We start from the raw sequence: 21,581 nt of genomic DNA, 5'->3' as shown, positions 1-21,581 counted from the left end.
AGGTGCAGAGGCAGTGGTGGCTGGTGCAGCAGAATTTTAGCGTAAAAAATTAGTAGAAATCAAACCTTAAACAAAGTAAACTATACAATTTATGAAACAACTAAACCGAGAAACAGCTAACCTGCCTGCCAGCCGCCCTGTTAAAGTATTGCAGTTTGGTGAAGGTAACTTCCTGCGCGGATTCGTGGACTGGATTATTGATATACTAAATGAGCAGACCGACTTCAACGGGAACGTGGAGATTGTTCAGCCTTTAAGCCAGGGCATCGTGCATATGCTCAACGAGCAGGATGGCCTGTACCATGTGTTACTGGAAGGCCTGCAGGGTGGAAAGCCGACACGCGAATCAAGACTGATCAGCTGTGTATCTGGTGCGCTTAACCCCTACGACGATTACCAGGCTTACCTGCAACGCGGCGAAAACCCCGACCTGCAGTTCATTATTTCAAACACCACAGAAGCCGGTATCGCTTTCGACGAAGCTGACAGAAACATGGACACCCTGCCAAACAGCTTCCCGGGTAAACTGACTGCTTTGCTTTACCACCGCTTTAAGCACTTCAACGGTGCTGCCGACAAAGGCCTGGCCATGATCCCGTGCGAACTGATTGAGAAGAACGGCGAAAACCTGAAGAAAACCGTTCTGCAGTTTGCTGCACACTGGAACCTTCCATCTGAATTTACGGCCTGGATTAACAACTCCAACTCTTTCTGCAATACCCTGGTAGACCGTATCGTGCCGGGTTACCCACGCGACACCATCAAAGAAATCCAGGAAGAACTGGGCTACGAAGATAAGCTGGTTGTGAAAGCGGAGCCTTTCCACCTGTGGGTAATTGAAGCGCCGGAAGCTGTAAGAGCTGCATTCCCGACTGAGAAAGCTGGTCTGCAGGTACTTTTCGCTCCCGACCTTACCCCTTACCGCACCCGCAAAGTCCGCATCCTGAATGGCGCCCACACCACCCTGGTACCAGTAGCTTACCTGCATGGCCTGAGAACGGTGCGCGAATCGGTTGAAGATGAAAAAGTAGGCAAATTCTTAAGAGAAGCCATCTTCGAAGAAATTATCCCGACACTGGACCTGTCGAAAGAGGAACTGGAGCAGTTTGCAAACGATGTAATCGAACGATTCCAGAACCCTTACATCCGTCATGAGTTGCTTTCCATTGCACTGAACTCCGTTTCAAAATACAAAGTGCGCGTGCTTCCTTCGGTGCTGGAGTACCACAAGCGTAAAGGCCAATTGCCAGAGCGTTTGCTGCACTCATTGGCGGCCCTTATCCTTTTCTACAAAGGCGAATGGAATGGCGAGCAGATTCCGCTGAACGATACGCCGGAAGTACTGAGCTTCTTCCAGAATGCCTGGGAGAAAGAGGCTGAGCAGGAGGTTGTAAAAACCGTACTTGCCAACGAAGATTTCTGGGGAACTGACCTGACTAAAATTGACGGCTTCACCGAAAAGGTAACCGAGCAGTTGCAGCAGCTTCAGAACACTGCGGTACAGGCAAAATAATACCCATTCTACAAAGGAAGCCCCCAAACCTGTTCGTGCAGCTTTGGGGGCCCACTCCTGCTAATAAAACATGTATTTAGTCACTATTTCTGAAAACTTCTGTTTGTTATTTGGATATCAGTCTTTAAACTAGTAGAATTAATAAAAGTTTGCGGGAAGTGTTAACCATTTAGTAACACCATTTTCCTGCATTTGAAAAATATGTAATACTACACGACGGCACGAGGCTCCTTTTGCCTCAGCAGAAAAGTATCAAAACGGCAAATGATGAAAAAAATCAACAAATATTCGTTTGGTATTGGCGATCGCTTTGCGCATCAGGGAGTAGCTCAGCTTCAGGCTTTTATAAAGGCCAGAGAAGCCGGCGTTACCATTACACCGGTCTGGAACAAGTCGAACAGGGAGCATTTAACGGTAAATTCTTCTCCGAAAGATGTCAGGAAAGAAGCTGACGAAGCAGTAAAAGCCCTGAACTGGCAATCTGACTACCTGGTGGATGCCGACCATATCAACCTGAATAACGTGGACCCTTTTCTGGAGGTCTCGGATTTTTTCACTATCGACGTTGCAGAGTACATTGGCAAAGCTGCTGCCCCGGATGATATAGCAGCATTTGTGGAAGAGAACCAGGATCACCTGGGCGAATTTTCTATTCCGGGAATCGCTACCAGCTTTTCAGTAGACAAAGATCAGCTTACGAAAATAGCCGGCAAGTTCCTGGCAGCTACGCAGGAGGCAAAAAAGATTTACGATTACATAGCGGGTAAGAAAGGAGCCGATAATTTTATTACCGAAGTATCCATGGATGAAGTGAACGAACCGCAAAGCCCGGTGGAGTTATATTTTATCCTGCAGCTCCTCGCTAAAAATGGCGTACCTGTGCAAACGATCGCCCCTAAGTTTACCGGCCAGTTCTACAAAGGTGTAGACTACCAGGGAAACCTGGAGCAGTTTGCGAAAGAATTTGAAGAAGATATTCTGGTGCTGAAGTATGCCGTGCAAAAGTATAACCTGCCCGATACGCTGAAACTGAGCGTGCATAGCGGTAGCGACAAATTTTCCATCTACAAAACAATCAGAGAAATATTGCAGAAGCACGATGCAGGCATCCATATTAAAACGGCCGGTACTACCTGGCTGGAAGAAATCGCAGCCCTGGCAGAAACAGGAGAAGAAGGCTTACAACTGGCTAAAAAAGTTTACGAAGAAGCCCTAGAACGATACGACGAACTCACGGCTCCTTACGCTACCGTGCTGGCGATACAAAAAGACAAATTACCGGCTACTGACGAAGTTGCTACCTGGTCGGGGCCGCAATTTGCAAGCGCACTGCGGCACGACCAGCACAACCCGCAGTACAACCCAAGCTTCAGGCAGCTTATCCACTGTTCCTATAAAATTGCCGGTAAAAAAGGCACTGCCTTTACCGATGCCCTGGAGCAAAACAGCGAACTGATTGGCAAACATGTTACCCAGAACCTGTGGGAACGCCATATCAAACCTGTTTTTATTTAAATAAACCTAACATCACAATTTATAACCCCATTAAAGTTTAATTATATGTCATTTCTAGACGAGAACTTTATACTTCAGACCAAGACGGCACAGAAACTGTACCATGAGCATGCCAAAGACATGCCGATCATCGATTACCACTGCCACCTTCCTCCTGAAGACATTGCCTCTGACAGGAAATTTAAAAACCTGACCGAAATCTGGCTTGAAGGCGACCATTATAAGTGGCGCGCCATGCGTACCAACGGCGTGGATGAGCGCTACTGCACCGGCAACGCCGACGACTACGCCAAATTTGAGAAATGGGCGGAGACGGTTCCATATACCATGCGTAACCCCCTGTACCACTGGACGCACATGGAGCTGAAAAGACCATTTGGTATCCAGAAAATCCTGAAGCCGGAAACAGCCCGCGAAATTTACGACAGCTGCACCGAAATGCTGCAGACCGATGAGTTCAGCGTGCGCGGCATCCTGAAAAAGATGAACGTAAAGGTGATCTGTACAACAGATGACCCTGCCGACAGCCTGGAGCACCACAAAAAAATTAAAGCAGACAATTTTGGCATTCAGGTGCTTCCTACCTATCGTGCCGACAAGGCCATGGCCATTGAAACGGAAGGTTTCCTGCCTTACCTGCAGAAACTGGGAGAGGCCGCTGGTGTTTCCATCAACAGTTACAAAGCACTGCAGGATGCACTGAAGCAGCGCCATGATTTCTTCCATGAAATGGGTGGCCGGCTTTCTGACCACGGCCTGGAAACCATTTATGCCGAAGACTATACCGACGAAGAAATAAACAAAATCTTTGACAAAGCGCTGAACAAGCAAAGCCTGTCGCAGGAAGAAGTGCTGAAGTTTAAGTCGGCTGTGCTGGAATTCCTGGCCCTGATGGACAACGACAGAGGCTGGACACAACAGTTCCACCTGGGCGCGCTGCGTAACAACAACCTGCGCATGATCCGCGAACTGGGCCCGGATACCGGCTTCGACTCGATCGGTGACTTCAGCATTGCACAGCCGCTCTCCAGGTTCCTCGGAAAGCTGGATAACAACAATCAACTGACAAAAACCATCCTGTATAACCTGAACCCACGGGATAACGAGGTGTTTGCTACCATGATCGGTAACTTTAACGCAGGTTCGACCATACCTGGCAAAATCCAGTTCGGTTCCGGCTGGTGGTTCCTCGATCAGAAAGACGGCATGGAGAAGCAGATGAATGCGCTGTCCAACATGGGTCTGCTGAGCCGCTTCGTGGGTATGCTGACCGACTCCAGGAGCTTCCTCTCCTACCCCCGCCACGATTATTTCAGAAGAATTCTGTGTAACCTGATCGGGCGAGATGTTGAGAACGGCGAATTGCCGGAAAGCGAACTCGACTGGATGGGCCAGATGGTGGAGAACATCAGCTACAACAACGCTAAAAATTATTTCGATTTCTAGTCCTGAAAACCTACCATCAGCCTGAAGTGGCTGATGGTAGGTTTTTTTCTGCTGTTTTTTGGCAGGAGGTGGAACAAACTACGCGCTAACCTGCCTTATATGTCTGTCAAAATGCCTGCGGGCAGGCGAGGGCAGTCGTAGCGAAAGTCTTTCCGGCTTTGCAACACCAATAGCACTAAATGTATGAATCAGTATTATTAATGTTTAATGTTTATGACTAAACCAACTATTACGAACACCGCCACGGAAAAAATCGGTTCCTACCGCTGGACAATCTGTTCGTTGGTATTTTTTGCCACCACCATCAACTACCTGGACCGGGCAGTTATCGCGCTGCTGAAACCTTACCTGGAAACCGCGTTTAACTGGACGGCAGGTGATTATGCCAACATCGAGATCGCCTTTAAGGTGGCGTATGGTGTAGGCATGCTGGGCGTTGGCCGCCTGATCGACTCACTTGGTACCAAACTAGGATATGCGCTTTCCACTGCGCTCTGGAGCCTGGCAGCTGTAGGGCATGCCTTCGTGAGCAGTACCTTAGGTTTTGCCGTTGCCAGGGGCTTCCTGGGTGTAACAGAGGCAGGTAACTTCCCGGCCGCCATTAAGGCGACTGCCGAGTGGTTTCCTAAAAAAGAAAGAGCCCTGGCAACAGGTATTTTTAACTCCGGTTCAAACGTAGGTGCCATCATTGCGCCACTCTCGGTTCCATTTATTGCCGAAACAATGGGTTGGCAGTGGGCTTTCATCATCACAGGTGCAGTAGGCTTTGTGTGGCTTATTTTCTGGTTTATTCTTTATGAAGTACCGGAGCGCCATGCCCGCTTAACGAAGGCTGAATTCGAATACATCCACAGCGATGTTGACGATATGGCTGCAGCATCTATCACGACAGAGCCCAAAGTAAGCTGGTTCAAGCTGTTAAACTTCAGACAAACCTGGGCGTTCGCAGCCGGTAAATTCCTGACCGACCCGATCTGGTGGTTCTATCTTTTCTGGTTACCAGACTTCCTGAACAAGCAATATGGCCTCGAAGGTACTGAAGTAGCTTTACCGGTAGCCTTAGTGTACACCATGTCGAGCGTAGGCAGTATTGGTGGCGGCTGGATTCCGCTTAACTTTATCCGTAACGGAATGGCGGTATTTAAAGCCCGTAAAATGTCGATGCTGATTTTTGCTTTGTCTGTACTACCTATTGTGTTTGCTCAGGAACTGGGTGAATTAAACATGTGGCTGGCCGTGATCATCATTGGTATTGCAGCCTCTGCCCACCAGGCCTGGAGCGCCAACATCTTTACCACGGTATCGGATATGTTCCCACGCAAAGCAGTTGCCTCTGTAACTGGTATTGGTGGCATGGCCGGTACGGTAGGTGGTGTGTTGCTGTCGTGGCTGGTACAGAAGCAAATGTTTGTGTACTACGAGCGCATCAACCAACTGGAAACAGCTTATTTTATCATGTTCCTGATTTGCGGTGGCGCTTACCTGGCCGCCTGGCTGATCATGCATTTGCTGGTTCCAAAGTACAAGCCAGTTGATTTATAAGCAGCTTGTAAACAAGCTGTAAGCTTTATCATTTCATTTCCCGGGAAGGCAGCCACAGTTACGTCGGCTGCCTTTCCTGTTTTAAGAAACCAGCGGCTTCGCTTGAAAATCCCCGGAAGTGGCATTCGCCGTTACAGTTGCACAGCAGCGGCAATGGTGGCAGGTGCAGTAAACTAAAACAGCATTAAAAAACCTTACTGCTCCTGCCACCACAGCCGCTGCTCTTTTAATGAAGATAAGATAAGGCAGGAACTGTGCACCCATGCGGCGCTGTCATTCCAGGCGGATGGCATAATAGTAAACACCGGGCATACCCGGATACACCCCTTCTACCAGCACGCCTCTTCTGGCGCCCTGAATGGAATTCGCCACATCCTGCACGCTGTTAACCGGCTGGCGGTCTATTCTGATAATAACAAAGCCCTCCCGCAGGCCACCCGCATAAGCCGTTTTGTCTTCCAGCAGTCGAACCACCCGTACCCCCCACCTCAGCTGGAACCGCCGCTTTTCAGCAATGGTCAGCGGTGCTACTTCAAGTCCTGTTTTTTGCAGTAGCCTGGCTTTTGCTTCAGCGAGCAATGCTTCTTTACCCGGCTGCTTTTTGAGCTTCACTTGCAGCGTTCGCTCTTTATTGTCGCGCATCACCTGAAGTTGCAGTTTGTCGCCAGGCCGGTGCTGGGCAATAATCCCCATAAACTCCGCGGTGTTGGCCACTGGCCGCTCATCCACCTGCCGTATCACGTCCTGCTCTTCCAGGCCGGCGGCAGCCCCGGCACTTCCTTTCATCACGCTTTCTACCACTACGCCTGCCGATGTTTTCAGCTTCAGCTTCTGGGCCAGTTCCCAGTCCAGCTCCCGTAGCGTTATGCCCAGGTAACCGCGTTGTACCGTTCCATACTCCCGAAGGTCCCTGATGACCTTGGCTACTATGTTGCTGGGTACGGCAAAGGCATAGCCTGCATACACGCCTGTGGGGCTGGCAATGGCCGTGTTGATGCCCACCAGGTGGCCCTGCATATTTACCAGCGCGCCGCCACTGTTACCCGGGTTTACAGCAGCATCGGTTTGAATAAACGATTCTATTGCGGAATTGTCGATGGACTGCAGCACATTGATGGCTCTTGCTTTGGCACTGACAATGCCAGCCGTAACCGTAGACGACAGGTTGAACGGATTGCCGACAGCTACTACCCAATCGCCAACATCAACCTTATCAGAGTCGGCAAACCGGATAAATGGCAGGGCTTTTCCATCTATTTTAATAAGCGCCAGGTCGGTAGCGGGGTCTTTCCCGGCCAGTTTTGCCTCGAATATCCTGCCGTCGTTGAGCGACACCTCCACCTGCTGCGCCTGGTTAACTACATGCAGGTTGGTTACAATGTAGCCATCGTCGCTTACAATAACTCCTGAACCAGACTGCTCCAGCTGTTCCGTGTGCGGTCGCTGCCCCTGGTACGGATCTCCGTCCTGGAACTCATCACCGAAAAAATGGCGAAAGGGCTCCGGCAACTGGTACAGCTCCGGATTTTGGCTTTCCTGTTGCTGTATACTGGCCAATGCCCGAATATGCACCACCTGCTGCAGCGAGTGCTGCACAGCATCGCCAAATCCATCCGGCAACCCACGGGCAGCTGCCCTTTTTTGATTTTCAGGAAGGGCAAAAACAGGAACAGCGGAATCTTCCTTTTCTTCCTGCCTTTCTTGATCCACAAGCTCGATTGCAGCAAAGGTAACCGCCCCGCCAACGGCACCGGCAATAAGCAATGGAAGGATGTTTTTCAGGCCCATTTTTTCCCTGGTCTTTACACAGGAATTAACGCAGCCGCAACAAATCTGTTCCGCCCATTGCCTTTCAGCAGTTTTCTGTTGCCGAAGGTCCCTGAAAAGTTCAGCTGCAGCTGCCACCACACCCACTGCTCCTGTTTCGGGTACAAAAATTATATTTTTACAGGATGACAGGCAAGGTACAGCAGCTTGAACAAGGGCTCCTTAGCGGTAAGCGATAAGGGAGTTAAAAGCCACCTTCCGCATTGGCTTCCTGGACACCGGATTAATTGTTTCCACGATGTTGTCTTTTTTCAGCTGCTCGAACGCCTCCAGGTAATTGGCCCGGATATAGTTTGTGCCGATGTTGTGGTGCCGGTAGATGCTGTCGAGGGGCAGGCCGTTATAGTAGCTTGCTTTGGCTGCCAGGTCGGCTACCAGGTTTTTTACGGAATAGCGGTATTGTTCCTGGAAAAGCGAGAGCTGGTGTTTGATATTGGCCCCGAACAAGGGCACCCCATCTTCCTGGTAATCGCTGTACATGAGCATGAGTTCTTTCATTTTCATGTAAGCGCCATCGTGCTTTGATACAAAAAAGAGGTAGTGGCTTGTCTGGTTCTTTTTAGGCAGGCTGATTTTAAAGCGGAAGGTTTTGTATTCTTTTTCCTTGAAGCTGTCTTCAAAGCAGTCCACCACAAAGTCTTCGCGTGCTGCGGCATCCTGGTAACGCTCGTAAAACTCCCGGATCTTCGCCACACGCGATGCGCCAACTAAAGCGGTGAGCAGCTCGTCGTCCGGCAGTTGCTGTACTGCTGCACGCAACCTGGCGGGTGTAAACAGCATAAACAAATCGAAGCCCCACCTTTTTACCCCTTGCAGCAGGAGCTGTTTCGAAAAGTCATACCCAAAAGGGTCTGCATAAAGCAGTACCGGCGTATCCTGCCCCAGCAGTTTTGCGAGCAGACTGAAACCAGCCTCTTCCTGCAGCATCACAGGTTTGTGCACCAGCTCCCCGTAATAAGGCAGTTGCGTCAGGTTCGCTTTCAGTTTGGCTGCTACTGCTGGCTTCTCATCGTTAAAAAAGGAACGAACTATCTTATTGAGGATGTACTTCTCCGTAGCCCCGAAAATTGTATTGAGAATTTTAACGGGAGTGGCCGGCTTCCCGTCTTCAGGTTTGCCATCGCCAGCATAAAGGTCTATAAAAGCAAGCGAATGGGCGGAGCGGTACCGCTGGCCCTGCAGCATAGTAGTACACCAGGCTTTAAAAAACTCGTTCAGTATCTCTGCTTTAATTTCAGAGGTGGTGCGTTGGGCTCTAAAAAAATCGTTAATGTCTGTGGTAGCCATTTCAGGAAAAATCAGCGGCAACATAGTTTTTCTATAATTCCTATGTGCTTCTGGAAAACTCATTTCATTCACAGGCAAAACAGCCTGGTGTGTTATGGTGCAAAGGTAAGGGAAAATGGGTTTAATGCAGAAACGCCAAAACCTTTTGTGCCAGGCGAACCGCCATCGCTCAGAAACACCCCCTAACCAGCCGACGTATATAGTACCCTGGCTAACGTACTCATCACCTAAAAATGACAAAGAAAAAAGATTCACAAAGCCACAAACATCACAGTAAAGCTCCTGTACCAAAGGGGCGCCTGTTGGCCATAGGCGGGCACGAGAGCAAAGGTGACGGGGAAAACAAATCGGAAGAGCAGGTGCGAAATGTGGACTACGAAAGCGAGGAAATCCTCAGGTTCTTCATAGAGGAACTGAAGGGCGAAAACCCGGTAGTGGCCATTGTGCCCACAGCCTCCAACATCGCGGATGTGTTGATCAGTGAGTATACCAGGACTTTTCAGCAGCTGGGAGTAAAGAAGGTAGAGGTGCTGGATATACGTAACCGCGAAGACACCAAAGACAAAAAATACTGTGAAATAGTGGAAAGTGCATCTAGTATCTTCTTTACAGGAGGCGATCAGTTACGCCTTACTTCCATACTGGGAGGAACCAAAGTGCTGCAGCTGATGAAAGAGCGCTACACCTACGATAATGTTCTGATAGCTGGAACCAGTGCCGGCGCAGTGGCACTCTCAACGCCAATGATCTATGAGGTAATGACACATGGCGGCTACATCAAGGGAGATGTGCGAATTACCACCGGACTTGAGTTTATTAAGAATGTGGCCTTTGATACACACTTTATTAAACGTGGCCGGATGGTACGCGTATCTCAGTGTATTGTTACTAATCCAGGTTGTATCGGGATAGGCCTAGAAGAGGACACGGCCGTCTACATAACCGGTGGAACAAACATGCTGGTGAAGGGCAGTGGCCTCATTACAGTTGTGGATGGCATGGACATTGACTGCACTGACATCTACAAAATAAAGACAGGAGAGCCTTTCTCCGTTCGTGGACTACGTGTCCACCTGCTTGCCGACGGGGAAAAGTATACCCTTCCAACCTTCGATCAGCTGCATATCTAGTCTGCCAATGGCCTTTAGCTTTACGAAACCTGGCGCAAACCTAATTGCGACCGCACAAGGACTTTTCTGGGTCCTGACCGGATCATGGCCATTTGTGCACCTGCCAAGCTTTTTATGGGTAACAGGACCAAAAGAAGACATTTGGCTACTCTACACAGTCGGTGTGCTGATAGTAGTAATAGGAGGCGTTCTGTTAGCGGCCGGCATACGTAAACAGGTAACTCATGAGATCAGGTGGCTGGGCATGGCCGGAGCGGCAGGGCTTACAGGCATCGATGTATCTTATGCACTGAATGATGTGATCTGGGATGTGTACCTGTTGGATGCCGTGGCTGAAACGTTTCTGATCATTCTCTGGCTCTGGTCTGGCAACAAGGGTATTAACAACAGGAGATAAGAATTCAAGCTTTAGCAGGCCGATACTTGTTGTGAAGTATTTAAGATTATCACTAGGCTCTATTATAGAAATGGGTTCACACCGAACTGCTAAGGGAAAATCGTAGGTACATAAAAAAAGCACTTACAAGTTTTACCTAATAAGTGCTTTATTTTCAAGTGATCCCGTTTGGATTCGAACCAAAGACCTACTGCTTAGAAGGCATAACAACAGGTATTTTTGTTAATAATTGATATTTGCAATATATGCGTTTTTAGGCTAAAAACGGGGTTTTTGGTTATACATATTTATTATTCTTTCTTGTTATTTCGAGGGTTTGTGTGCAAATTGTGTGTACATAACAAAATTTGCACACACATGATACCTGTACTTACTTCCGTCATGCTGGATACCCGAAGGCCTTTAAAAGATGGCTCCTTTCCGGTAAGGTTAAGGCTAACGTACCAACGGCAGCGCAAATACTTTAATACTAACTATAACTTAACAGAGGAAGAGTTTGCCAAAACCCAATCAGAGAAGCCCAGGGGGAGGTATAAAGAACTCCAGTTAGCATTCCAGGCCATTGAGCAGAAAGCAATAAAGGTAATCGGCAAAATACCTTCTTTTTCATTTGGGGAATTTGAAAAGAAATTTCTTGGTAGATCGTCCCGGGATGAGGTGTTTTCTACTTATGAGCAACAGCTTATCAAATTAAGAAGTGAAGGACAAGCTGGAACAGCAAGCTTTTATGAGAGCGCCTACTACTCCTTGATTTCCTATACCTTGAAAGAACCGTTGATAGCACGCAAAGGATTAAAACTGGAAGATGTTAAAAAACGAAAAGAGAATCTTGTGAAGAAAAAAAAGCCTCTACTCTTCTCATCGGTGACGGTTGACTTTTTGAAAGGATATGAAAAATGGATGCTCAGCAGGGGAAAGACCTTAACCAGTATTAGCATGTACTTACGTACGCTGAGAACTCTTTTTAATGATGTAATTGCTACAGGTGATCTGAATAAAGATTTGTATCCGTTCGGGAAGAGAAAATATCAGGTCCCGGCGGGAAAAAGCGTTAAGAAGGCACTCGTACTTTCCGACATTGAAAAGATTTTCCATTATGAAACGTGCCATAAGAGCGAGGCTAAAGCCCGTGACCTTTGGGTATTCTCCTATTTATGTAACGGTATTAATGTTAAAGACATTGCCAGGCTGAAATACAAACAGCTTAGTAAGGAAACGATTACCTTTATCCGGGCCAAAACAGAACGCACCTCCAGGCACGATTTGAAAACAATTGTGGCTATGCGTACGCCTGAAATAGATCAGATTATCGAGAGGTGGGGTAATAAACCTGCTCTGTCAGACAGCTATGTTTTCCCAATTCTGACCGATGGTCTAACTCCGGAAGAAGAACTTGCCACTGTAAGGCAAGCGACCAAGACCATGAATAAATATATCAAGCGTATTGCCGCTGCTGTAGGCATCGATAAAAATGTTACCACCTATACGGCAAGACACTCTTTTTCAACTGTTCTGAAACGTGCCGGAGCACCCATCGAATTTATTTCTGAATCTTTGGGGCACAGTAACCTAAAAACGACAGAGAGCTATTTGGATAGCTTTGAGGATAATGTGAAGCGCCAATATACTGCGCAATTGACAGCATTTAAGAATGCTGATAAGGTGTAGTAATTAACCTTTATTCTGACAGTGCTCAATGTCAGGCAATAACTCCACCGTTTACGTCAACAACTCACTTTGTAAGCACCAGTTTTACTACCTTTCGCTGCTTTGCTGTTCTAAGTATTACAATGTACAGGTCTGGAGGCAAATGGCTCAAGTTTAGCTGCGCTTTACCTGAAAAGTTACTTTGGCTCTGGCTGTATACAGTTTTACCCACGGAATTAGCAATTACTATTTCAAAGGTTTGTTGCAGGACAGGACCAGAAACCGTAAAGAGCCCAAGTCCTGGATTTGGTAATATAGTAAGTTCAGCAAGCGAAGAAACTGCAAGATCATCGGAAGCGGCTGTAGGTTGGGACAAAATTACTACCTCCACTGGCAGTGGTGTATGTCCCATATAAATGTTGTTAGAGCTACCGCATTCGTTATGTACTTCTGCTGAAACAAGATATCTGCCGGGCACATCAAAATTAAAGTAAAAATTAAATACGTCGGAATTGAACCGGAAGGTTGTGCTTTTGGGTCCTGTAATCGTAATAGATCCTGCTATGTTGCTTCCGAGGTTCTTATCTATATACATAGCGTTAGCACCTACCCAAGATCCAACACTAAAATCAATGGTAGTAGAGCCGTAAAATAATCCTCCGGAAGGCAGTTGCAACTGCGGCCAACCAATGATGACATATTGTTCAGTGGTGTCTATTCCGCAGCTGTTTTGGACTATCAGCTCCACATTATAAAGACCGGGCTCCGTAAAGAGAAATATAGGATCAGACGACTGCAGCGTACCAGACTGTAGTTGCCAACCCTGCTCAGGTTGTACCGACCAGTAATAACGCAGGTTTCCTCCCGAAGAGTTATCCGTAGTTGTTACAATTACAGGAACACAAGGTGGAACTTGGGCTTCCTCGGCACGGCTCTTCATGAGCGAAAAGTTTGCCTCTGGTTTTCGGGTAACGCTGTAGGTGTATTCCTTTACTACCTCACAGCCCCCGCTGGTTAGGGCACGGATGCGAATTGGATAGTTGCCGATGGCTTGGTAAGGAGCTGCTTCATTACTGACCGGAAACTGGTTAGGCTGGTAAGGTAATTCTCCCCTTCCATCGCTAAAGTCAACAAAGTAAGTTCTTATTGCTTCTTTCGATGCTGCTGAGGACATATTCGCTATCGTAGCGACTACTGAAATTTTATCAGCCTTAACAGAATCGTGCAGACAGTAAACAAAATTATTATCAGTTTCTGAAAAACCTATCTCCGGAACCTGATTAACTGTAACAGAGGTTGTTCTTGCTCCGGATGTACAACCATTAGCACTGGCTGCGAAAACGGAGACGACGTAATCTGATGAACCTCCGCCTGTTACCGTATAAGTGTGTGTTACGGTTGTTTCTCGCCCTGTAAGGGAACTACCATCTCCAAAGTTCCACATATAGAAAGCATCGTCCGGGTTTATGATGGTAAAAGTTACAGGAGTTCCTGAGCAAATGGGACCGCGGGGATTAACATGTACACTGGGCTGAGTAGGCGTAGGGCTAACAGTAACAGTCAATGCATTGGATCGAATGTCTGAACAAGCACTGCCGGAAACAACAACATAATAGCGTCCAACCTCACTCACGGCTAAAGACGAAACTGTAGCAGCGGGTACTGCTACACCATCTTTATACCATTGATAGGATAAAGCAGTAAAGGCTGGAGACGCTTTCAGAGTGGTGGTACTGCCTTCACAGATAGCAGTACCATTGGAAGCGGAAATTGTAGCGGTACACGTTTGAGCTTGTATTGTCTTGTTTAGGAAAATCAGCAGGAATGTAAGCAACAAATAAAAGGGAGTTGGTAAAATACTGCGCATTGTTTTAAATAAAATTGGATCAATAAATTGGGTGAAAGAGAAAAAGTAAATAATGTATTCTCGACAGCGTGCACTCTCCTTACCTTAACTTGGTACTAAAAATGAAATTGGTTTTAAGGCAAAAAGTATTCAGCAGCTGCCACCATAGCCTCTGCTTCAGAAGGATCAACCATGGCAGGAAGTTAAGGAGCAACGGTAATCATGCCCATTATCAGAACTGAGCTTTTAACAAGTCCTGGCTTTGAAAAAAACAGGCAGGAGATAGAAAGACACCATATTAATTCTGGCTCATCTCCTGCCTGTTTAATCAGGTAACTGGTATGTTTTCTTATTTACTCAGAATAATCTGCACCGACTCCGTAAAACTGCCTGCTTTCATGCGGCAGATGTAGGCGCCCCGGCTTAGTTTATTGCCGCTGGCATCATCACCCTTCCAGGTTACAAAATGTTCGCCTGCAGCATAGCTGCCCTGGAACTGCCTTACAACCTGTCCCAGCGCATTATAGATCGTTAATTGTACATCCTGCGCTTCAGGCAGTTCGAAATGCAGCGTCGTTTCTGCGGTGAATGGGTTCGGGTAGTTCTGATACAGGGCATATGCTGCTCCTTTCACCTTAACCACGGCATGCTGCGATTGTATATCCAGTTGAGCGAGGTTACCTGTATAGGCTACACTCTTTGTCAGCATGGAACCAATCTCTATCTTACTCTCTGCTCCGTTTCCGCCAAGAACCTTAAATCTTACCTGGAAAACTTTGCTGCCATTTTCCAGGCTCAGGCTGTTGCCGTTCGGTTCTGCCCACACGGTTGTCAGTTTGCCATTATGGACACTGTGTGTGCCGTAAGCTCCCTCTAGGCCGGCATGTTCTACTCTGGCGAATTCCAGTACCTTCGGATCCCAGTTGAGGGTGAACTGATAGCCGCTGACATCGGTAAAGTCATTCACGGTGACTGGCACGATTACCTCTGTGCCCGGAGCTACCACTTGATTTTTGAATTTAAAAGCAATACTTCCTGCTGATGCCAGCCTGGCGGTGGAGGCGTCCCAGGTATCGTTTACATCCCCCAGCTTTATGCCGGTAAAGTCCTGGTTACTCTGCGCCGACACGCTGCTGTAGGTACGGGTGCTGTCGTATGGGAACGGCATGGCCGGATTGGCAAAGGTGAAACCGCTCTTCACAAAGGCCCAGGTCCTGTTGCCGGGGAAGCTGGTGGTATTGCGAAGTATCAGCGAGCGGATATGGGCAATGTCGAGGGTAGTAACGGAGCCGGAGTTGTTTACATCCGCTGCAATAATCCTGTAAGGCGAACCCAGTGACTGCAGCCCCAGGATGTGGCGCTGTATCAGTACGATATCGAGCGTGGTAACGCCGTTGGCTACCTCCACTTCGGTTCTCCTGGCAGGTGCGAGCGTATAGGCTTCGCCGGTCGCCAGGTTAAAGCTGAAGGCGCCGGAGGCAGGGGTTGTACTAGTTTGGCTGTCTGTAGTACTTTTGGCTTTTACAACAATGTTGCCGATTGGCTCGCCTGCCTGTGAGCGTACAGTACCCGAAACGGTAACCGTAGCTGGCAGAACCGTAAAGTTACTGCTGCTGTAAACTGTTCCTGTTGGTGTGGTTACGCTGATCAGGCCCGTGGTGCTGCCGGACGGAACGGAGGTAGTGATGGTCGCATCATCTACAACCGTATACGTGGCAGTGGTACTGTTGAAAGCAACGCCTGTTGCACCGGTAAAGCCACTACCTGTTATGGTTACGCTCGTTCCGGGGGCGCCGCTTGTCGGGCTAAAGGTAGTAATAGCTGCAGCCTGACTGACAGCAACTGTTACAGAGGCAGAACTGCTGCAGCCATTAACGGTAGCTGTAACCGTATAAGTGCCCGCCATTGCTGCCGTTACCGATGTTCTGGATGGATTCTGTGCTGTTGAGCTGTACCCGCCAGGGCCACTCCACAGATAAGTAGCGCCGCTGATGCTGCTGGCAGTGAGCGAAAGGGTACCGCCACTCGAAACAGGGCTGTTGCTATCTGCTGTCAGCGCCGATGGGGTGGCGGTTACTTCCACTGTTTGGGTTGCCTTGTTGGTACAGCCACCGGCATCGGTGTACACGTATTCTATGCTATGCGTACCCACACCTGCTGTTGCCGGAGTGAAGACACCACTACTGTTCATCCCATTTCCTACCCATACTCCTCCAACCGGTGAGCCGATTAGTGTTACGGCAGCAGCATCTGCACATAGTTTTGCAGGCAGGCCGGTAAAGGATACTGTCGGTAGCGCCTTCACCTGGATGGTATTAGTAGCAGTATTGATACAGCCGTTCTCGTTCGTGTAAGTGTAGGTAATGGTATGGGTGCCAATGCCTGCAGTCAGGGCGCTGAACTTACCATCTACCACACCGGTACCGGAATAAGCTCCTCCTTTAGGCAGACCTCCTGTTAAATTAAAGGCCGGAGCACCTTCGCACACAGGGTTGAAAGCAGCAAGCGTAACCTCGGGCAACGCGTATATAGTTATATTACGAATGTAGGTATCGCTGCAGCCCAGGCTGTTGCTGGCAGTTAGCTGCACCTGGTACGTACCGGCAGCCGTGTATACATGGTCCGGATGCTCTTCTGTGGAGCTGGTACCGTCGCCAAAGCTCCAGAGGTAAGTCATGGAGCCGGAGCTGACGGTGCTTTCGTTCTGAAATGCCACAGGTGAGCCTGCACAGGCATTGGATGCTGCAAACTTCGCCAGTGGTGTGGTGGTGATGGTGATTTCCTGGCTTACGGAACCGTAGCAACCTTCGTCGGAATAAGCGAGCAGTGTGACGGTATAGGTACCGGAACGCTCATAAATGTGGTTTGGGTTCTGCACATCTGCCGTCTTGCCGTCACCGAAGTCCCACTCGTAACGGGCAATAGTACCCGATGCCACACTGGCTGTGCCCTGGAAGGCTACCGGTACACCGGCGCACTGGGTAACGAAGCTGAAGCTGGCTACCGGCCTTGGCTTCTTGAAGCGCGCCACATACAGGGTATCGTTGTTGATGTTGTCGTCCTGAATATCTACCAGCCATACTTTAAAATCATAACGCCCATCCTGCAGCAGGTCCTGCACCTGCTGGAAGGTGTGCTCGATGTCTGTGTTGATTTGTCCTTCGATGGTTTCGGTATAGACAGTGCCGTTATTTACCTGGTACGCAATCTTAATATTGGTAAAAGGAACATCGCCGAACTGGGTAATATTGGCTGTTACGGGCTCGGAAGATGTCTGATCACAATCTAAGGTCGGGCTGATAAGACGGGTAATACCGAAGTCCACCATAAACTCATCTGCTCCTATATCCGGGGCAGAGCTGTTCCTGATTTCACCGTCTATGTCCAGCAAGACGCCTGCTACTGGAATACCGGCTCCATTCAGTGCCCGCTGGTAGGCCCGCAGGTCGGTTGTACTCTTAAAGAAGGGGTTAACGGCTTTGGAGTTGGCATCTCCTCCCACTGCCTGTCCCCAGCTACTCAGGTTGCTGTAGTCGGTGCCGGCATAGTAGCCAAGCCTGCCGCCAGAGGAATAGTAGTTGTTGTAGTCGATGTCGTTGGTACCTGTAGGTGCTGTGGCGATGTAGGCTGCATAACCTCCGCCTGAGTTGGCGAAGATGTTGTTCTTGATAGTAATATTGCTGTTGCTGCCTTGTATAAAAAGAGCCCGTGCCTGACTTAAATCTGTTCCAGTGGTATGCACGCTGTTGAAAACAAGTTTAACATTGGAACTGCTGGTCAGGGATATGCCATAAGTAGTTCCCTGCCCCTGAGTTTGCACAATATTATTTGCAACCATGGTCCCATACAGTGAACTAAGTAACATTCCTGTAGCATTCGTAACTGAGGCAACTCTGTTGCCACTGATTTCTGTTGTTCCTCTCCCAGAGACAATCATGGCATTTCCTGTAGCAGAAGACAATTTCATATTATTGTTTAATACAACATTATCCTGCATAGTAACCGAAGTAGAAATAGAGGAGTTATTTAACTTGATAATACCTTCATTTATCGTGTTGCCTTTTATACTACTACTATTAACTCTATACAACTCAATACTTCCATATGTTATCTCGTTAGATTCCACGGATATACTCATAACAGGTTTATCATAAGTACCTGATACATAAACTATGTTATCCTGGCTTGTAGTATAGTACCCTATTCTCCCCATGACATTGTGGTTGATGATACCATTAGGAGTATAGAGCATCTCTATCTTACTGTTAACTAATCTACACTCAGTAATTGAAACGTTAGTAGAAGAATTCGTGCTTATTTTGCTTCCGTAATAAAAATCTCCGTTAAACTGGCAGTTCCTAAAATCTATATTCTTGCTCTCTTGTTCAACTTTTATTATGTAACTTCTATAGGAAGATCTTGTAAAGCCGAGCTTCTTGAAACTTACGTGTTCAGCACTATTCAACAGTAATGTATAATCAAGAATTGAATTCTCTTGTTCATACCTTAACACAGCTTTGGTACTGTCACCACTCTCCGACTCAAATACGATCATATTAGTAGATGAAGCGCCCATTACTTTGCCAATCACAATCTGCTCATTGTAGACACCATCACGCACTTTAAAAGTAACTGGTCCTACAATTCCAGCATTGTTCAACACAGTAACAGCCTCCGTGAAATTCACAAAGTCAGGAGAGACTCCTCCTATTGTGTAAACACCAGATAAGGCTGCTACCAAGTTCTTTACCGAAGCAGTGTCATTATATCGATTTGGGTCTGGCTGACTGTTGGGGTAACTGACCCTCGCTTCGATATTAAAAAGAGGGGCGCCGGTAAAACTAAATGTATTCAGTGTTACTTCTTCCGCCGCTCCGCTGACTAAATTTCCATTCCAATTAATAGGTGCTTGTACTACTCCATTCACTTGCCAATTAATAGTAGCCGTAGAGAGCATATTCAGGCCTTGATTTCGTAAGAGCACTTTTACTGGTACCTCTGTACCAGTAAGCGGACTCGTTGGAGAAGTAAAAGCATCCAAACCTGCATCCACCGGCGCTGGTGTATATTCTTTAGCTCCAATGTCTGGCTTGCTGGCATCCCGTACAGTATCGTCTATATCTTTGGTTATCCCACTAATAGTAGCACCCGCACTGTTCAGCGCAATGTGATTTATACTCAGTTCAGTCGTGCTTTTAAAGAAGGGATTAACAGCTTTGGAGTTGGCATCCCCTCCCACTGCCTGTCCCCAGCTACTCAGGTTGCTGTAGTCGGTGCCGGCATAGTAGCCAAGCCTGCCGCCAGAGGAATAGTAGTTGTTGTAGTCGATGTCGTTGGTACCTGTAGGTGCTGTGGCGATGTAGGCTGCATAACCTCCGCCTGAGTTGGCGAAGATGTTGTTCTTGATAGTAATATTGCTGTTGCTGCCTTGTATAAAAAGAGCCCGTGCCTGACTTAAATCTGTTCCAGTGGTATGCACGCTGTTGAAAACAAGTTTAACATTGGAACTGCTGGTCAGGGATATGCCATAAGTAGTTCCCTGCCCCTGAGTTTGCACAATATTATTTGCAACCATGGTCCCATACAGTGAACTAAGTAACATTCCTGTAGCATTCGTAACTGAGGCAACTCTGTTGCCACTGATTTCTGTTGTTCCTCTCCCAGAGACAATCATGGCATTTCCTGTAGCAGAAGACAATTTCATATTATTGTTTAATACAACATTATCCTGCATAGTAACCGAAGTAGAAATAGAGGAGTTATTTAACTTGATAATACCTTCATTTATCGTGTTGCCTTTTATACTACTACTATTAACTCTATACAACTCAATACTTCCATATGTTATCTCGTTAGATTCCACGGATATACTCATAACAGGTTTATCATAAGTACCTGATACATAAACTATGTTATCCTGGCTTGTAGTATAGTACCCTATTCTCCCCATGACATTGTGGTTGATGATACCATTAGGAGTATAGAGCATCTCTATCTTACTGTTAACTAATCTACACTCAGTAATTGAAACGTTAGTAGAAGAATTCGTGCTTATTTTGCTTCCGTAATAAAAATCTCCGTTAAACTGGCAGTTCCTAAAATCTATATTCTTGCTCTCTTGTTCAACTTTTATTATGTAACTTCTATAGGAAGATCTTGTAAAGCCGAGCTTCTTGAAACTTACGTGTTCAGCACTATTCAACAGTAATGTATAATCAAGAATTGAATTCTCTTGTTCATACCTTAACACAGCTTTGGTACTGTCACCACTCTCCGACTCAAATACGATCATATTAGTAGATGAAGCGCCCATTACTTTGCCAATCACAATCTGCTCATTGTAGACACCATCACGCACTTTAAAAGTAACTGGTCCTACAATTCCAGCATTGTTCAACACAGTAACAGCCTCCGTGAAATTCACAAAGTCAGGAGAGACTCCTCCTATTGTGTAAACACCAGAAAGGCTGCTATACAAGGTCGCATACAGAGTATCGTTCAGCGCATTCAGGTCCGGCTGCCCGTTCGGGTTCTCCTGCCATATCTTCAACTTGTACTGCTTCCCCTGCTGAAAGTCAAGATTAGCAAGCGTAATATTTTCCTCTGTTTCCCCTATAGCCAAAGAGCCTGTCCAGGCTTTGGAAGTTTGTGCCACACCGTTTACAGTCCATTTAAGGGTAGTGCTCGTGAGGGTGTTGATACCGAAGTTGGCTAAGGTTATTTTGATGGGCTGGCTGCCGGCGTTAAAGGGCATCTCCGGGGCATTCAGCTTCGCCAGGCCGGCATCACGGGAGAGGGGGGAGTAGATGCGGATGTTGTCGATGGCCCAGAAGTAGGAGGCATCGCCTGTCCAGCGGAAACGGATTTTGGCATTGGTAACACCCCCTACGTTTGCAGAAAGGTTGTAGAGCTTTCGTTCTGGCAGGGTGGTACTGTCGGTAAAGGTGGCGATGGTACTCCAGCTGATGCCGTTAAATACTTCCAGCGTGCCCTGCCCATTTTTACCGCCTGCAAAAAAGTGGTCGAAGGTGAGCAGGGTGTTATTGCTGATGGAGGCATCGAAGAACTTCGACTCCAGCACCACGTTCTCGGCACCATCGCCCTGAGAATAGTTGTCGCTGTCGAAAATGGCGTACCTGCCGGTAAAGGGATAGCCGATGTTCCGGTTCCCCAGGTTATCGAAGCGCCATTTGTCGGTGGCTACGCCTGTGACGGTTGTGTTGGCCCACCCTGTAGGCGGCGTGGTTTCCGTGGCAGAAGAAAAGTCTTCGTTCAGGATGTAGGTTTGTCCGGACACCCGGCCTGCACACAGGAGCAGGAAACAGGTTAGCAGCAGGTAAAAGTTTTTCATGCTTTTGCTTTTGAGAAATAACAGAAGTAATGTGTATGCTGTAAAAAAAGAAGAGTAGCTACAGTATTCCCTGCAGCTGC

11 protein-coding genes are annotated in these 21,581 nt (G+C 47.6%); 7 read left to right on the top strand and 4 right to left on the bottom strand.

Annotation, left to right across the window (positions count from 1 at the left end):
* Nucleotides 1-91 precede the first annotated feature (91 nt).
* From DCW36_RS11535 to DCW36_RS11520, 4 genes are all read left to right on the top strand, one after another.
* A complete protein-coding gene (locus DCW36_RS11535) occupies nt 92-1,513 on the top strand; it encodes a tagaturonate reductase (RefSeq protein ID WP_114778754.1) in 1,422 nt (473 codons plus the stop codon).
* A gap of 264 nt (nt 1,514-1,777) precedes the next feature.
* Complete coding sequence (locus tag DCW36_RS11530) at nt 1,778-3,028, top strand: tagaturonate epimerase family protein (protein ID WP_240676141.1); 1,251 nt, start codon at nt 1,778-1,780, stop codon at nt 3,026-3,028.
* Between the two features lie 45 nt (nt 3,029-3,073).
* Complete coding sequence (uxaC, locus tag DCW36_RS11525; RefSeq protein WP_114778753.1) at nt 3,074-4,474, top strand: glucuronate isomerase; 1,401 nt, start codon at nt 3,074-3,076, stop codon at nt 4,472-4,474.
* 213 nt (nt 4,475-4,687) lie between these two features.
* Nucleotides 4,688-6,016, top strand: coding sequence for an MFS transporter (locus DCW36_RS11520; RefSeq protein ID WP_114778832.1), 1,329 nt, complete (start codon nt 4,688-4,690; stop codon nt 6,014-6,016).
* Between the two features lie 273 nt (nt 6,017-6,289).
* Here the strand turns inward: DCW36_RS11520 and DCW36_RS11515 are convergent, their stop codons facing one another.
* Nucleotides 6,290-7,804, bottom strand: coding sequence for a Do family serine endopeptidase (locus DCW36_RS11515; protein WP_114778752.1), 1,515 nt, complete (start codon nt 7,802-7,804; stop codon nt 6,290-6,292).
* A 201-nt stretch (nt 7,805-8,005) separates the two neighbouring features.
* Nucleotides 8,006-9,154: a three-Cys-motif partner protein TcmP gene (gene tcmP / locus DCW36_RS11510; RefSeq protein WP_240676140.1), complete on the bottom strand. Its 1,149-nt coding sequence runs from the start codon at nt 9,152-9,154 to the stop codon at nt 8,006-8,008.
* Between the two features lie 209 nt (nt 9,155-9,363).
* On the opposite strand from tcmP, the gene DCW36_RS11505 reads away from it, so the two are divergent.
* From DCW36_RS11505 to DCW36_RS11495, 3 genes are all read left to right on the top strand, one after another.
* Nucleotides 9,364-10,260, top strand: a complete 897-nt coding sequence (locus DCW36_RS11505) for a cyanophycinase (protein ID WP_114778751.1) — start codon at nt 9,364-9,366, stop codon at nt 10,258-10,260.
* A gap of 163 nt (nt 10,261-10,423) precedes the next feature.
* Nucleotides 10,424-10,657, top strand: a complete 234-nt coding sequence (locus DCW36_RS22860; RefSeq protein WP_240676139.1) for a hypothetical protein — start codon at nt 10,424-10,426, stop codon at nt 10,655-10,657.
* A 357-nt stretch (nt 10,658-11,014) separates the two neighbouring features.
* Nucleotides 11,015-12,325 (top strand): site-specific integrase, encoded by a 1,311-nt coding sequence (locus tag DCW36_RS11495; RefSeq protein ID WP_114778749.1) that lies wholly within the window; start codon nt 11,015-11,017, stop codon nt 12,323-12,325.
* Nucleotides 12,326-12,389: 64 nt separating this feature from the next.
* On the opposite strand, the gene DCW36_RS11490 is transcribed toward DCW36_RS11495, so the two are convergent.
* A complete protein-coding gene (locus DCW36_RS11490; protein ID WP_114778748.1) occupies nt 12,390-14,171 on the bottom strand; it encodes a PKD domain-containing protein in 1,782 nt (593 codons plus the stop codon).
* Between the two features lie 328 nt (nt 14,172-14,499).
* Nucleotides 14,500-21,501 (bottom strand): PKD domain-containing protein, encoded by a 7,002-nt coding sequence (locus DCW36_RS11485; protein ID WP_114778747.1) that lies wholly within the window; start codon nt 21,499-21,501, stop codon nt 14,500-14,502.
* Nucleotides 21,502-21,581 lie beyond the last annotated feature (80 nt).

The organism is Botryobacter ruber (assembly GCF_003347595.2).
In the GTDB taxonomy this organism is placed as follows: domain Bacteria; phylum Bacteroidota; class Bacteroidia; order Cytophagales; family Hymenobacteraceae; genus Pontibacter; species Pontibacter ruber_A.
Note: the sequence above shows the minus strand (reverse complement) of the source record. Positions and strands in the feature narration are given on the sequence as shown.

What these genes read in the sequence shown, in the direction of transcription:
- tcmP (WP_240676140.1), bottom strand. Translation starts at nt 9,154, where the DNA reads ATGTTGCCGCTGATTTTTCCTGAAATGGCTACCACAGACATTAACGAT.
- DCW36_RS11535 (WP_114778754.1), top strand. Translation starts at nt 92, where the DNA reads ATGAAACAACTAAACCGAGAAACAGCTAACCTGCCTGCCAGCCGCCCT.
- DCW36_RS11485 (WP_114778747.1), bottom strand. Translation starts at nt 21,501, where the DNA reads ATGAAAAACTTTTACCTGCTGCTAACCTGTTTCCTGCTCCTGTGTGCA.
- DCW36_RS11515 (WP_114778752.1), bottom strand. Translation starts at nt 7,804, where the DNA reads ATGGGCCTGAAAAACATCCTTCCATTGCTTATTGCCGGTGCCGTTGGC.
- uxaC (WP_114778753.1), top strand. Translation starts at nt 3,074, where the DNA reads ATGTCATTTCTAGACGAGAACTTTATACTTCAGACCAAGACGGCACAG.
- DCW36_RS11495 (WP_114778749.1), top strand. Translation starts at nt 11,015, where the DNA reads ATGATACCTGTACTTACTTCCGTCATGCTGGATACCCGAAGGCCTTTA.
- DCW36_RS11505 (WP_114778751.1), top strand. Translation starts at nt 9,364, where the DNA reads ATGACAAAGAAAAAAGATTCACAAAGCCACAAACATCACAGTAAAGCT.
- DCW36_RS11530 (WP_240676141.1), top strand. Translation starts at nt 1,778, where the DNA reads ATGATGAAAAAAATCAACAAATATTCGTTTGGTATTGGCGATCGCTTT.
- DCW36_RS11520 (WP_114778832.1), top strand. Translation starts at nt 4,688, where the DNA reads ATGACTAAACCAACTATTACGAACACCGCCACGGAAAAAATCGGTTCC.
- DCW36_RS11490 (WP_114778748.1), bottom strand. Translation starts at nt 14,171, where the DNA reads ATGCGCAGTATTTTACCAACTCCCTTTTATTTGTTGCTTACATTCCTG.